Annotated in this window: 15 protein-coding genes; all 15 read left to right on the top strand. The window is 51.3% G+C overall.

Features of this window, described 5'->3' with window-relative positions:
* The first annotated feature begins 12 nt into the window (after positions 1-12).
* The 15 genes from atpF to Q0Y65_RS07400 all read left to right on the top strand — a co-directional run bounded on the left by atpF (position 13) and on the right by Q0Y65_RS07400 (position 14,857).
* On the top strand, positions 13-501 hold the full coding sequence (atpF, locus tag Q0Y65_RS07470) for a F0F1 ATP synthase subunit B (RefSeq protein WP_297958582.1): 489 nt from the start codon (positions 13-15) through the stop codon (positions 499-501).
* A complete protein-coding gene (atpA, locus tag Q0Y65_RS07465; RefSeq protein ID WP_297958581.1) occupies positions 498-2,528 on the top strand; it encodes a F0F1 ATP synthase subunit alpha in 2,031 nt (676 codons plus the stop codon). The genes atpF and atpA overlap by 4 nt, the downstream gene beginning before the upstream one ends.
* Before the next feature lie 14 nt (positions 2,529-2,542).
* Positions 2,543-3,454, top strand: a complete 912-nt coding sequence (gene atpG, locus Q0Y65_RS07460; protein ID WP_297958580.1) for an ATP synthase F1 subunit gamma — start codon at positions 2,543-2,545, stop codon at positions 3,452-3,454.
* A 72-nt stretch (positions 3,455-3,526) separates the two neighbouring features.
* On the top strand, positions 3,527-4,921 hold the full coding sequence (gene atpD / locus Q0Y65_RS07455; RefSeq protein ID WP_297958579.1) for a F0F1 ATP synthase subunit beta: 1,395 nt from the start codon (positions 3,527-3,529) through the stop codon (positions 4,919-4,921).
* Positions 4,922-4,936: 15 nt separating this feature from the next.
* Positions 4,937-5,347, top strand: a complete 411-nt coding sequence (gene atpC / locus Q0Y65_RS07450; RefSeq protein WP_297958578.1) for an ATP synthase F1 subunit epsilon — start codon at positions 4,937-4,939, stop codon at positions 5,345-5,347.
* Positions 5,348-5,605: 258 nt separating this feature from the next.
* Positions 5,606-7,018 carry a preprotein translocase subunit SecD gene (locus tag Q0Y65_RS07445; protein ID WP_297958577.1) on the top strand — a complete coding sequence of 471 codons (1,413 nt, stop codon included), beginning with the start codon at positions 5,606-5,608 and terminating at the stop codon, positions 7,016-7,018.
* Positions 7,015-8,004 carry a protein translocase subunit SecF gene (gene secF, locus Q0Y65_RS07440; protein WP_297958576.1) on the top strand — a complete coding sequence of 330 codons (990 nt, stop codon included), beginning with the start codon at positions 7,015-7,017 and terminating at the stop codon, positions 8,002-8,004. Before Q0Y65_RS07445 ends, secF begins: the two co-directional genes overlap by 4 nt.
* A 130-nt stretch (positions 8,005-8,134) precedes the next feature.
* Positions 8,135-9,262, top strand: a complete 1,128-nt coding sequence (locus Q0Y65_RS07435) for an FHA domain-containing protein (RefSeq protein ID WP_297958575.1) — start codon at positions 8,135-8,137, stop codon at positions 9,260-9,262.
* A 21-nt stretch (positions 9,263-9,283) separates the two neighbouring features.
* Complete coding sequence (locus tag Q0Y65_RS07430; RefSeq protein WP_297958574.1) at positions 9,284-10,051, top strand: PP2C family serine/threonine-protein phosphatase; 768 nt, start codon at positions 9,284-9,286, stop codon at positions 10,049-10,051.
* 18 nt (positions 10,052-10,069) lie between these two features.
* Entirely contained in the window at positions 10,070-10,303 is a 234-nt protein-coding gene (locus Q0Y65_RS07425; protein ID WP_297958573.1) for a hypothetical protein, read from the top strand.
* Positions 10,304-10,371: 68 nt separating this feature from the next.
* Entirely contained in the window at positions 10,372-10,743 is a 372-nt protein-coding gene (locus Q0Y65_RS07420; protein WP_297958572.1) for a hypothetical protein, read from the top strand.
* Between the two features lie 27 nt (positions 10,744-10,770).
* Positions 10,771-11,433, top strand: coding sequence for a hypothetical protein (locus Q0Y65_RS07415; RefSeq protein ID WP_297958571.1), 663 nt, complete (start codon positions 10,771-10,773; stop codon positions 11,431-11,433).
* A 164-nt stretch (positions 11,434-11,597) separates the two neighbouring features.
* Positions 11,598-13,037, top strand: a complete 1,440-nt coding sequence (purB, locus tag Q0Y65_RS07410) for an adenylosuccinate lyase (RefSeq protein ID WP_297958570.1) — start codon at positions 11,598-11,600, stop codon at positions 13,035-13,037.
* A 419-nt stretch (positions 13,038-13,456) separates the two neighbouring features.
* A complete protein-coding gene (locus Q0Y65_RS07405; RefSeq protein ID WP_297958568.1) occupies positions 13,457-14,062 on the top strand; it encodes a helix-turn-helix domain-containing protein in 606 nt (201 codons plus the stop codon).
* 36 nt (positions 14,063-14,098) lie between these two features.
* The gene (locus Q0Y65_RS07400; protein WP_297958567.1) at positions 14,099-14,857 is read left to right on the top strand and encodes a hypothetical protein; all 759 of its coding nucleotides are present in this window, start codon (positions 14,099-14,101) and stop codon (positions 14,855-14,857) included.
* The last annotated feature ends 1 nt before the right edge of the window (position 14,858 follow it).

Genomic DNA, 14,858 nt, shown 5'->3' with positions numbered 1-14,858 from the left:
GGAGGGCATAGAATGCTTAAATTTGAATTCTGGAGCATTTTCTGGGCTGTTTTCAACACGCTGCTGCTGTTCGTGCTGCTCAGGATATTCCTTTTCAAACCTATAAATAAAATGAAAGAGGACCGTACACGCACCATACAGGACAACCTCGACTCCGCAGAAAAGGCCAGAACAGAGGCAGAGGAGCTCCGTCAGCAGTATGAGGACTCTATCAGCGAGGCCAGAGAAAAGGCCAACGAGATCATGATAAAGGCTCACGAGGACGCAGAGAACGAACGCGCCGCCATCATCAGGAAGTCCCAGGAGGAGGCCGACAGGATCGTTGCCGACGCCGACAAGACTATCGAAAACGAAAGAAAGCGCGTTCTCCGTCAGGCTCAGTCGCAGATAGCAGATCTGGCTATCGAGGCCGCTTCCAAGATCATCGGCGAGAACGTGGACGACGAAAAGAACCGCCGTCTTGTGGATAAGTTCCTCTCCGAAGAGGAGGGCGGCAAATGAGAGATACAGACAGAGAGTTCCTGAAGGAGCTTGTCCGTCTGGACGTTCCCCAGACAGACTGCACCGCCGTAAGAAAGGTGCTGGAGACCTGCTCCGACGTGGGAGACACCCTCGCCAACCCTCTTGTCACCTATGACGAGAAGCGCGGGATAATCAGCAAGCTCTTCCCCGAGTCGGTACAGAAATTCCTCATGAACGTTGTACGCGGCGGAGCTATCGGCCGCATTGAAGAGATACTTGACGAATACGAGGAACTGCTGCTGGACAGACAGGGCAGCATAAAGGCGGTAGTCCGCTATGTAACGCCCCTTACCGAGGCTCAGCAGGCTGACCTCCGTCAGTTCATCATGGACAAATTCGTCAAGGAGGACGTTGACATAGAGTACAAGCATGACCCCGACATCATCGGCGGCTTCATACTCAATGCAGGCGACCTTGAATACGACAAGAGCTACCGCACAGGCCTGAGACTCATGAAGGACAGCCTCCAGACAAAGGCTGCGGAGTTCGTTGACGGCGATAAAAGCGAAAATACAGGAAAGAACAGCGATATCATATCCGTCCTCAAGACTGAGGTACGCGATTTCGAGGTCAAGTCCGGAGCTACCGAGACAGGCTTCGTAACACGACTCGGCGACGGTATCGCAAGAGTATACGGCATGAACTCCGTCATGTACGGCGAACTGGTAGAGTTCGAGACGGGCATCAGAGGCATCGTCCAGAACCTTGAGGAAAAGTCGGTGGGAGTAGTTCTTCTGGGCGACGACCACGGACTTACAGAGGGCTCTTCCGTTATCAGAACGGGCAAGAGAGCCGGTATCGGCGTAAGCGACGAGCTTCTCGGACGTGTAGTTGACGCTCTGGGCTCACCTATCGACGGACAGGGACAGATCAAGGCCGAGGATTACTTCCCCATAGAGCGCGAGGCTCCCGGCGTTATCGAGCGTAAGCCCGTAAGCGTGCCCCTTCAGACGGGCATACTTGCCATAGACTCCATGTTCCCTATCGGCAGAGGTCAGCGTGAGCTCATCATCGGCGACCGCCAGACAGGCAAGACCTCAATTGCCGTTGATACCATCATCAACCAGAAGAGCCAGGACGTTATCTGCATCTATGTTGCCATAGGCCAGAAGTCCTCCACCGTTGCCCAGATAGTGAACACCCTTAAAAAGTACGGCGCAATGGATTATACCGTTGTGGTATGCGCTTCGGCCAGCGATCCCGCGCCCTTCCAGTATATAGCCCCCTATTCGGGCACTGCCATCGCAGAATACTTCATGTCAAAGGGCAGGGACGTCCTCATAGTATACGACGATCTTTCAAAGCACGCCGTAGCCTACAGAGCCATGTCCCTTCTGCTCCACCGTCCTCCCGGACGTGAGGCATACCCCGGCGACGTTTTCTACCTGCATTCGAGACTTCTCGAACGCTCCAGCCGTCTTGATGACGAGCACGGCGGCGGTTCACTGACGGCTCTCCCCATTATCGAGACCCTTGCAGGCGATATCTCCGCATATATCCCCACCAATGTAATATCCATCACCGACGGCCAGATATTCCTGGAGAGCGAGCTCTTCAACTCGGGTCTGCGTCCTGCGGTGAACTACGGTCTGTCCGTATCCCGTGTAGGCGGTGCCGCACAGACAAAGGCCATGAAGAAGGCTTCGGGCAATCTCCGTATCGACCTTGCACAGTTCAAGGAAATGGAGATATTCACCCAGTTCTCATCAGAGCTGGATCAGTCCACCACGGATCTCCTTGCTCACGGCCATATGCTGACAGAGCTGCTGAAGCAGCCCCTGTACAATCCCCTGCCCCACTATGAGCAGGTAATACTCCTCTATGCAGCTCAGCACGACTTCTTCAAGGGTATCCCTCTTGACGAGCTGAGAGAGTACCGCACCGACCTGATGACCTACATCAGGAGCTACGGTCAGGACATCATCTCCGAGATCGAGGAGAAAAAGGTGCTCACAGACGACCTTGCAGACCGTATCGAGAAGATACTTACAGCCTTCGAGGAATAAGGCGGTGATACTCTATGCCTAATATGAGAGAGATCCGCGAAAGGATCGGAAGCATACAGCAGATACTCAAGATAACCAACGCAATGTACCTCATGTCGTCCTCAAAGCTGAAAAAGGCAAGAGCGTCGCTTGAATGTACAGAGCCTTACTTCTACAAGCTCCAGTCCACTATCGAGAGCGTTCTGGAGCACACTCCCCATACACGCCAGCTCTACTTCGACAGGCGTGAGGATATCCCCGAGAACAAGCGTAAGAAGGGATATATCGTCATCACAGGCGATAAGGGACTCTGCGGAAGCTACAACCACAATGTGCTCAAATACACCGAGCAGAAGCTGAAGGAGGCCGCCGATATCGACAACTGCTACCTCTTCGTCATGGGTCAGGTGGGAAGAATGTTCTTCCAGCGCCGTATCCAGAACGATAAGAAGGGCTACGTTGACGGCGAGTTCCTCTATACCACCCAGAACCCCACCCTTTACAGAGCCAGCGAGATAGCCGAATCGGTGCTGGCAAAGTTTGAAAAGCGCGAGCTGGACGAGGTATGTGTAATATACACCGATATGGTGAATTCAAGCCTTCAGGAGCCGCGGACCCTGCGGCTGCTGCCCTTCGAGAGAAAGCATTTCGGAAAGGCGGCGGACGGTACCATGAAAAAGCTGCCCAAGGCTTCGTTCATGCCCTCTCCCGAGGAGGTTATGAACTACCTTATCCCCCAGTACGCAAAGGGTATAATCTACGGCGCCATGGTAGAGGCCTTCTGCTGCGAGCAGCAGGCGCGAATGACCGCAATGGACGCTGCCACCAACAGCGCAAAGGACATGATAAAGGATCTTTCCCTCATGTACAACCGCGCAAGACAGGCAGCTATCACTCAGGAGATAACCGAGGTCTGCGGCGGCGCCGCTTCTATCAACCAAGAGTAATGCAGGGGACAACGTCCCGAAAACAGACGGCCATAGGCCGTCCCTACAAGTTCTCTTAAAAAGGAGAAGAAAATGGAAAAAGGCAGGATCACACAGGTCATCGGACCTGTTATAGACGTTGAATTCGGCGCAGGAAAGCTCCCTATGATAAGGGACGCCCTCACCGTCGAGGTAGACGGCAAAAAGCGCGTAATGGAGGTAGCTCAGCATATGGGCAACCACATCGTGCGCTGCATCATGCTGGCGTCCAGTGAGGGACTCAGCAAGAATATGGAGGTCACCTCCACAGGCGCGTGCATAAAGGTGCCCGTAGGCGAGCAGACCCTCGGACGTATGTTCAACGTCCTCGGCGAGCCCATAGACAAGAAGGGCGATGTGGACACCGAGGAGAGATGGGAGATACACCGCAAGGCTCCCACCTTCCAGGATCAGAGCCCTGTTGTTGAGGTGCTGGAAACAGGCATCAAGGTCATCGACCTTATCGCGCCCTATGCAAAGGGCGGTAAGATAGGCCTTTTCGGAGGCGCAGGCGTCGGCAAGACCGTTCTCATTCAGGAGCTTATCAGAAATATCGCCACCGAGCACGGCGGCTATTCCATATTCACAGGCGTAGGCGAGCGTTCCCGTGAGGGCAACGACCTCTGGAACGAAATGCAGGAGTCGGGAGTTATCTCCAAGACCGCACTTGTATTCGGTCAGATGAACGAGCCCCCCGGATCCCGTATGAGAGTGGCTCAGACAGGCCTCACCATGGCCGAGTACTTCCGCGACTGCGAGCATAAGGACGTTCTCCTGTTCATCGACAACATCTTCCGTTATGTACAGGCAGGCTCCGAGGTATCGGCACTTCTCGGCCGTATGCCCTCTGCCGTCGGATACCAGCCTACTCTGGCCAACGAGGTGGGCGAGCTCCAGGAGCGTATCACCTCCACAAAGAACGGCTCCATCACATCGGTACAGGCTGTATACGTCCCTGCGGACGACCTTACAGACCCTGCTCCTGCCGTTACCTTCGCACATCTTGACGCTACCACCGTTCTCTCCCGTAAGATAGTCGAGCAGGGTATCTACCCAGCTGTAGATCCTCTTGAGTCCAATTCCCGTATCCTCGAACCCGAGATCGTGGGACAGGAGCACTACACCATAGCAAGACGCACTCAGGAGATACTCCAGAAATACAAGGAGCTTCAGGACATCATCGCCATCCTCGGCATGGAGGAGCTTGGCGAGGAGGACAAGCTGACGGTATACCGCGCAAGAAAGATACAGAAGTTCCTTTCACAGCCCTTCAACGTTGCCGAGAACTTCACAGGCCTCAAGGGCAAGTACGTTCCCCTGAAGGACACAATAGAGGGCTTCAAGGCCATTATCGACGGCGACATGGACAAGTACCCCGAGGCTGCCTTCCTCATGGCAGGCACCATCGAGGACGTTATCATGAAGGCTCGTCAGATAGACGAGGACTAAAGGAGGCGGCGCCATATGGCTAAGACCTTTCACCTTGAGATAATCGCCACCGACCGCATATTCTTCAGCGGAGAGGTGGAGCACCTTGTTATAACCGCTATAGACGGACTTCTCGGTATCATGGCAGGCCATGAGCCCCTTGTCACCTGTCTGCCCACAGGCGAGCTGAAATACCTTGTGGACGGCGAGTGGAAATATGCCGCAATATCCGAGGGCTTCATACAGGTAATGCCCGATTCTTCAATAATTCTGGCGGATACCTGCGAGCTCCCCGAGGAGATAGACATAAAAAGAGCTCAGGAGGCAAAGGAACGCGCCGAGGAGCTCCTCAGACAGAAACAGAGCATAAGGGAATACTACGAGACACAGGCCGCGCTGAACCGCGCAATGAACCGCCTGAAGGTATCCCAGAAACACTTCAAATAAGATAAGAAGGCACTCCTTATACGGAGTGCCTTTTTCAGCCTTGGGTATAATGACTCTATTCGTCAATAACTCCGAATTTTGAGCTGCGTAATTGTGCATATTCTTGAAATGGTAATATTTTCGGCTCATACACTTGACTTTTTTATAAAAATATAGTACAATAATTGTAATTGTCAAAGAGACAGGAAATATGGGCTCACGGCTTATCCGCGTACACGCGTATAAATGAAAAGAAGCCCGAAAATAGGAGGCATGACTGTGAAAAAGACAGGCAAAAAAACTTTCTTCATTGTCGTTGCTTTTATCGCACTGTTCGCTGTTTCGGCTGTGTTTGGTATTGACAAGCTCTTCGCCGATAAGAGAACTACCTACGTCAAGGGCGTTGACGATATCCGCCTTGGTATAGACATCAAGGGCGGCGTTGACGTTACTTTTGGTCCTGCCGACGACTTCGACGCTGACAAGTCTCAGCTCGACGCCGCTACTGCGATCATCAAGACAAGACTTTCGTCTCTCGGTATCACCGATAACGAAGTGTACAGCGATGAAAAAAGCGACAGAATTATCGTCCGCTTCCCATGGCAGGTCGGCGAGACAGACTTCGATCCCGAAACGGCTGTAAAGGAACTCGGTGAAATGGCTGAGCTCACTTTCCGCAAGGGCACCGATGCCGACACCGATGAGGACGGAAACGCTATCCCCACAGGTGAGATCGTTCTCGTGGGCGATGACGTTGCAAAGGCTTCAAGACAGCTTCAGCCCGACAGCGACGGCAAGAACTACGAGTATGTAGTTGCTCTCGAACTCAACGAAGACGGTACAAAGAAATTTGCTGCCGCTACCGCAGAGCTTTCGGGTTCAGAGACTCCCATCTCTATCTGGATGGATAATACAATGATATCTGCTCCCTCTGTAAAAAGCACTATCACAGACGGACACGCTGTCATCTCGGGAAGCTTCGACGCTGACTCTTCCAAGAAACTGGCAGATCAGATCAACTCGGGTGCTCTCCCCTTCAAAATGGAGACCAAGAGCTTCAGGACAATATCTCCTACAATGGGCGAAGGCTCACTGGATGCTATCCTTCTTGCAGCTCTCATAGCTTTCATATTCATAGCTGTATACATGGTATTCCTCTACAGGCTCCCCGGCTTCGTGGCTGTTATCGCTCTCTGCGGACAGGTTGCAGGCTCTATCGCCGCTATCACAGGCTGGTTCGGCTTCATGAACGGCTCTACCCTGACAATTCCCGGTATCGCAGGTATCATACTTGCAGTAGGTATGGGTGTTGACGCAAACATCATCACAGGCGAGCGTATCAAGGAGGAGCTCAGAACAGGAAAGTCTCTCGACGCCGCTATCAAGATAGCTTACAAGAGAGCGTTCTCAGCTATCCTCGACGGTAACATCACAAATGTTATCATCGCCGTTATCCTCATGGGAGCTTTCGGTGTGCCCGACAGCTTCTTCTCGAAGATCCTCAACAAGACTATCTTCTTCGCATTCGGCGCTACTGCTGAGGGCGTTGTTTACTCCTTCGGATTTACCCTGCTCGCAGGCGTTATCTGCAACTTCATCTTCGGAGTATTTGCTTCAAGACTTATGGTAACATCACTCTCCAAGTTCAAGTGCTTCAAAAACAGAAAGCTTTACGGAGGTGACGAGAAATGAGTAAGAAGACAACTCAGAAGGAGACCGTAACACTTCCCAAGAAGGTATACAACTTCTGTTCAAAGAAAAAGCTTATCCTCGGCGTTGTGATAGCCGTACTCGTGGTATTCGTCGCAGGCGCTATAATAAGAGGCATTCACCTGGCTATCGAGTTCAAGGGCGGTACTCTTATCACCTATACTTACCAGGGCGACATCAACACCAACGACGTTGCTTCCAACGTAAAGGACATCGTGGGCTCATCCGTTGTTGTAAGAAAGGGCGAAAGCCTTGACTCCGGCGGAAAGCAGATCACCATCTCCTTCACCTCAGAGGAGGGACTCACTGCCGACAGACAGACAGAGCTCACCTCGACTCTCAGAGAGAAGTTCCCCGATAACGCTCTTGAGATCTACGATTCAAACGATGTAAGCCCCACTTCGGGACATGAGTTCCTGCTAAAGTGCCTCATCGCAGTGCTCTTTGCAGCCCTCATCGTTATCATCTACATCGCTATCCGCTTCAGAAACATCGGAGGCTGGTCCGCAGGCGTATGCTCCATCTTCGCACTCTGCCTCGACCTGCTGGTAGCGTTCACAACTACCGTTGTATGCGGTTTCAGCATCGACTCAAACATCGTTGCCGTATTCCTTACGATACTCGGTTATTCTATCAATAACACCATCGTTATCTACGACAGAATCAGAGAGAACCGCAAGCTCATGCCCAAGGCTTCTCTTAACGAGCTTATCAATGTAAGCTGCACACAGTCGCTTACACGTTCTATCAGAACATCGGTAACAACTATCGGCACAATGCTCATCGTTACTATCGTAGTTCTGGTAACAGGATATGATTCGCTTCTCAGCTTCTCAGTACCGCTTATGATGGGTCTTATCTCCGGTACCTTCTCCTCACTCTTCGTTGCACCTGTTACATGGTCATGGTGGAAGAACAAGAAGGCAAAGAAGACAAAGAGCTCAAAGGAATCAAAGAGCAGCAAATAATACTGACAGACCGTCCCTTACGGGGCGGTCTTTTTTGTGCTTGTGTTTTGGCCGCGGAAGTCCCTTCTGTCTTGACTTTGGCCGCATTATATTGTATAATATTATCAAATGAGCAGAAAGGAGCGGTAACGTGGCTAAGCTTAAATTCACCGAGAAAAACAACGGAGTATGTATAATATGCAGGTTCACAGGCAATGAGACCCTCAACGAGGCCGAATACAGATACTTTACGGATAACCGTATCCGCGGCTGGCTCACGCCCCATGCTGCCGCCGTTGACAAGCTGGAATATACGGGCGCTCAGGGCGTCCCCCTGACAAATGTGCTCAGGCACGGCGTCGACAAGCAGCTCTATTACCATATAGTCGCACAGCTGCTCACCGTACTGGACACCGCCGCGACCTGCGGCTTCAATATGCCCAATATCGTTCTCGATCCCGACTACATAACCTACGATACCGACAGCCGTGAGCTGTGGCTCTTCTATCTGCCACTGTGGTACAACGAGAGCACCAACGACGGCATCGTAAACTGCCTGCGCAGGATCTCAACCTTTGCGGAGTACAGATCCAAAGAGGATTTCAGCAGCGTTGACGGCTTCATGAACTTCGTCTGCCGCGCAGACGGCTTCACCGTAGGGGAGGCTATGGAGTATATCCGCAGGGAGGCTCCCGATGCTGTACCTGCCCCGAAAAGAACTGCCGCACCTGCTTCCGCCCCTGCAAGGCCGCAGGTCAGCAGACCCGAACCCACAAGGATCCCCGAGCCCGTCAGGCAGCGTCAGCCCGATCCGCAGGATATGGTTCAGGCCATAATCAACGGCATAAACGAGGGCTCAAGAGAGTTTATGCAGACGGAGGAGCCCAGACTCCCCGAGCCGAAGATAATCCCCTCGCTCAGCGAGGAGAAACACCCCACCGTGCCTGAGCTGAAAAAGAGGGATATCCCCAGACCTGAGGTGAAATATCCCACCCTTACCAGAAGGGCTACGGGCGTGACTGTAAATATCGACAAGCCTGTGTTCAGGATAGGCAAGGAACGCGACAAGGTGGACTTCTGCGTCACCGAGAACAGGACCGTCAGCCGTCTCCACGCCACTATATATTCAAGGAACGGCTCCTGCTTCGTGGAGGACAACAACTCCACCAACAGGACATACATAAACGGCACTCCCGTTCTTCCCGACAGAGAGATCAAGCTGAAAAGCGGCGACGTGCTGAAGCTTTCCGACGAGGAATTCGATTTTATCGACGGTTAATACCGCCCTATGGGGGTAATTATGGATTACATCACTGCCTGTGATACCGATATCGGTATCACAAAGAAAATAAATCAGGACAGCGTCTGCATAAAGACCGCAAAGACTGCTACGGGCAAGGCGGCTCTGGTACTGGTCTGCGACGGCATGGGCGGACTCTCAAAGGGAGAGCTTGCCAGTGCAGAGGTGGTCCGCAGCTTCGCCGAATGGTTCGACGCAGAGCTGCCCTTCGAGCTGCCCGAATGGGACTGGAAGACAGCCGCAAGAAACGTCATCAGCCGCCTGAGACGTCTCAACGCCGTTCTCATGGACTACGGCGCCCATAACCGCCTACAGCTGGGCACCACCGCTACGGGACTCATAGCCGTCAACAAGGGCTTCATGACCTTCCATGTGGGCGACAGCCGTATCTACAGGATATCAGACAAGCTCAGCCAGATAACCGACGACCATACCTTCGTCAACAGAGCCGTAAAAATGGGAAAGATGACTCCCGAGGAGGCTCTCACCGACCCCCGCAGGAACGCTCTGGTGCAGTGCATAGGCGTTACGGGAGAGGTAGCTCCCGAGGTAAGACTGGGCACATTTGAAAATAATACCAACTTCATGATCTGCTCCGACGGCTTCCGCCATGTTCTCACGGACAAGGAGATCTTCGAGGAGCTGTCTCCCGAAAAAACGCCCGACAGATCAGCAATGAAAAAACAGCTCCGCAAACTCATCGAGACAGTAAAAAGCAGGAACGAAAACGACAATATAACCGCCGCATTGTTCCGCGCAGAGCTGTAACGGCAAAGGAGTGATCCTATGACAAGAGACGAGCTGCTCGTTATCGCAGCAGCCGCTGCGGTTTTCGTCATTATCAATATAATAATGTGGACTATCATAATAAGGAAGGAGCGCAGGGCAAGAGGTAAGGCCGCTGCGCAGGAGAGCTCTGCCGCCGAGGCTATCAGCAGTGTTCCCGATTCCGCCGTTGCAGAGGGCTTCGAGCTCATAGACAATATCGTCATAGTCCACACCGCCGACAGGATAATATAGGGTATCACTGCTTTCCGTCACGGAGGGCAGATATCATAAAACCTTTTCATGATATAGGAGGAAACAACATGAAAACACTATTCAAGGTACTGACTATCTTTATACTGGTAGTCAACACCATCGCAGGTGTCATCGGCATACTCGGTCTCTCTGCCGCCAACAAGGTCACTGAGGGCAAGACAGGCGGAGAAGCAGCCCTCGGAGGAGTAGCCGTTCTGGTCATCCTGTTCTCGCTCATCCCCATTGCAGTCACTATATTCATGGCCATATGCGGACTCAGAGGCAAGTACAATACCTGCTTCAAGATATCCTTCGTGCTCATGGTAGTGAACATAGTTTCATTCGTGCTGTCCGACAACAAGGCAGGCGCAGTATTCTCACTGGCTCTTTCCATATTCTACTGCTTCCTTGCAAAGAAAATGGACGACGGAGCATATTGATAAAAACCATATCAAGGAGATGATAGCATGACTTCACCGGAAGAGCTTTACCGCAACAGAAACGTCAGATCAATGGAATTCGCAAAAAACCTGTCTTTACTCAACAGATGCAAGAAAAGATATTCCTTTATGGGCATAGTCTATATCGTCCCCATGTTCATGTACTTCATAGTCACCCTTATATACGGTATGCTGACGGGCTCGTTCTCGGCTTTCCTCGTGGCCATATTTGAATGTCCCCTGCTGGCCTTCCTGGCCTACAAAAGCTTCTATCATCAGAAGGACCTTGCAGCCATGCTCATCATCGCCATCCTGCTTCTGGTGCAGGGACTGCTCCATGTGCTCTCCAAGTACGAACCCGAGGGCGTGTTGAATTTCGGCATCGCAGGAAAATGCTTCTGGATACATCTTGTTTTCGCCCTTATAGTAGGCGGTATGGCGGCGCTCAACCTGACCACTAACTTCACCTATCACAAGCTGGAGGAGGCCGACGGCTTCCCCCACTTCAACGAGCGCTTCTTCGAGCAGGAAATGGACAGACAGCAGTTCGGCATAAAAAATCCCTTCCAGCAGGAAATGGAAAGGCGCATGAAGACCGCCTCGGACTCCATGTCGGATATCGGCATGAGCGGAAAGAGTATGGAAAAATACACCGAGGTGCATAAGCCTTCGGAAATGGAAGAGCTCTGACATATTATTGCAATGTGTAATTTTCACAGAAAAAGAGGAAAATTTTCTGTAAAGAAAGGCGGCTGTATACCGCCTTTTTTTATTGACATGAGAGAAGTATGATGATATAATTAAATTGATGTTTTATGCAAAAACGCAAATTGATCCAAAGGAGAAATTTTCAGATGAGCGGTAATATAAACAGCTACGAAAGCCCCTTCTGCACACGCTATGCCAGCGAGGAGATGCAGTATGTATTCTCGGCAGACAAGAAGTTCACCACATGGAGAAAGCTCTGGGTGGCTCTTGCAAGAGCTGAGATGAAGCTGGGTCTCCCCGTTACAGAGGCTCAGGTAAAGCAGCTTGAGGAGCATATCAACGACGTTGACTACGAAATGGCTGCCGAGCGTGAGAAGATCACACGCCACGACGTTATGGCGCACGTTTTCACCTACGGTCAGGCCTGCCCCGACGCAGCAGGTATCATACATCTTGGCGCCACATCATGCTATGTAGGCGACAACACCGACGTCATCATCATGCGCGACGCTCTTAAAATAGTACGCAGGAAGCTCATAAACGTTATGAACAACCTGGCAAAGTTCGCAGAGGAGTACAAATCTCTCCCCTGCCTGGCTTATACCCACCTTCAGCCCGCACAGCTCACAACCGTAGGCAAGAGAGCTACTCTCTGGCTCAACGAGCTCCTCATGGACTTCCAGGATCTGGAATACCGTATGTCCACACTGAAGCTCCTGGGCTCAAAGGGCACAACAGGCACTCAGGCTTCATTCATGGAGCTCTTTGAGGGCGATACAGACAAGATCAAGAAACTGGAGCAGATGATCGCCGAGGAAATGGGCTTTGACGCCGTAGTTCCCGTATCAGGCCAGACCTACTCACGCAAGGTGGATTCAAAGGTGCTGGAGCTCCTCAGCGATATAGCGCAGACAGCCAGCAAATTCTCCAACGATATGCGTATCCTCCAGTCCTTCAAGGAGATGGAGGAGCCCCGCGAGAAGAAGCAGATCGGCTCTTCCGCTATGGCCTACAAGCGCAACCCCATGCGCTGCGAGAGAATAACCTCCCTCGCACGCTATGTGATGATAGACAGCCTCAATCCTGCATTCACAGCAGGTACACAGTGGTTCGAGAGAACTCTGGACGACTCCGCCAACAAGCGTATCAGCGTGGCCGAGGCCTTCCTGGGCGTTGACGCTATCCTCAATATCATGATGAACGTCACCAACGGCATCGTGGTATACCCCGAGATGATACGCCGCCGCGTTATGGCAGAGCTCCCCTTCATGGCCAGCGAGAACATCATGATGGACGCTGTAAAGAAGGGCGGAAACCGTCAGGAGCTCCACGATCGTATCATGGATTACTCCATGGAGGCGGGCGCTAACGTAAAGGTAAGAGGTCTGGACAACAACCTCTGCGAGCTCATCGAAGCCGATCCCATGTTCATGGTAACAAAGGAGGAGCTGGACGCTGTTCTCAAGCCCGAGAACTACACGGGCAGAAGCTCACAGCAGGTGGACGAGTTCCTTGCCGAGTGCATAAAGCCTATCCTGGAAGCCAACAAGGATATCCTGGGCGAGAGCTTTGAAATGAAAAACTGATCGTAACTCAACAGGTACTTGAACAATGTTTCACTCTTTCTTCCTTACCTCCTTACTTTTTGTTTATTGCCGATAGTTTTATACTCAAAGTAACAGTGCAAGGGAGAAAGGGAGAAAGGGAGAATATGTGTTTGATTTTCTCTTGAATCATGGCATTTCATTCCTGATGTAAAGTTTATTTCTTTCTTCCTTTACATCTTGCTTATGTATGCAATATACTTTATCAATTTAAATCATTCAAAATAGAAAGACAGAAAGAAATTAAGTGTTTATCGGTTAATGCCTGAGGGCCATCGGCAAATGGCTTAAAACCGCACTCTACGAAGCGTAGACTCCGCTTGATACCGTAATTCTACGACTCATGGGTGTACTTTTTCTCCGCAGCATGATACACTTTTCTCAGAAGGGAGGACACATGAATGGATCAGGTAAAGATCGGCAAATTCATATCTCAGATGAGAAAAGAAAAAGGACTTACACAGAAACAGCTTGGCGAAGAACTCCTTATCAGTGATAAGACAGTTTCCAAGTGGGAGACAGGCAAGGGTATGCCCGAGGTGTCCCTTATGCTCCCCCTCTGTGAAAAGTTAGGTATCAATGTAAACGAGCTCCTCACGGGCGAGCGTATCCCCGACGAGGACTACAAGAAGAAAGCGGAGGAAAATATTATGAATATCATGCGTGAAAAAGAAGAAAGCATCAGAAAGATCGTCATTTCAGTAGCTGTATGCGCTGTTACGCTGCTTGCAGGGGTCACTCTCATAGTAGTTGCAGGCACACTTGAAATGGAGACATGGCTGAGGATAGTTCTGTCGGCAATAGGCGCATTCGTCCTTATCGGCGGTATCGCAGTTGCTGCAATGGAGGATATGAGTGCAGGCACCTACGAGTGCAAAAACTGCGGAACTCGCTTCGTACCGTCTGCAGCGAGCTATCTCTTCGGTGTTCATACTATAACAAGGAGAAGGCTCACCTGCCCCAAGTGCGGCAAGCGTTCATACTGCAAGCGCAGACTTACACATTAACCACGATATATCCGTCCCTATGACCAAGGAGATAAAATGAAAAAAGCACTCACCATCGGCGGCGCCGTGCTGGGCGTCCTGCTGGCAGCTGCACTTGTTATATTTATATTCTTCCCGGGACTTCCCACATATTTAAAGGTAAAGCATAAATATGAGCATATCGACGACAGGGTCGCCGTATTCAAAACCGTATCCGCAGATGCGGATCTCGGAAGCTTTACTTTAAACGGCGTAAAGCTCAAAGCTCCCGCCGACTGGGAACCGAATACGACCGGTCACGGTCTTAGATCGTCAAGTGACAAATCGTCGCTGATGGTAATAAAAAACGATTATCAGAGCTATGAGAAAGCTCTCAGCGATCTGGAAGCTCTCGGGTCCGAATACGATCTCGATCCATGGAGCGGCTATAAATATACCGAAGAGGATTACAGGCATTTCTACAGCACTATCGGCATTGAGCCCCCTCAGTACGGCTTGAATCTCCGTATGCTGTGGTATATGCGTGACGATGTCACTGCAAAGGACTGCCTAAGGCTCCGCGGCAAAGACAGGAAGGTATTCCTTGAGGTAGCCGAGAGCAAGGAGGAATCCGTAAAGATCGAAAATATGTGGAAAATAAAGGGCAGCGGCTTCCTGGCTTATGTAGGACAGATAATGTACCCGGGCTTTGACGGGAACACATGGACGGTGAACATTTTTCCCGACGGAAATGAAAACGAACACTATACCGTGACCGTAAAATGCTCGGACGAAGCCCTGACAAAACAGATAATAAGCTCCATAGAGCTTGAATAAC

Origin of the sequence: uncultured Ruminococcus sp. (genome assembly GCF_947301925.1) — a bacterium.
Lineage (GTDB): Bacteria > Bacillota > Clostridia > Oscillospirales > Ruminococcaceae > Ruminococcus.
The sequence above is the reverse complement of the archived record's forward strand: the minus strand, read 5'-3'. Positions and strand labels throughout refer to the sequence as shown.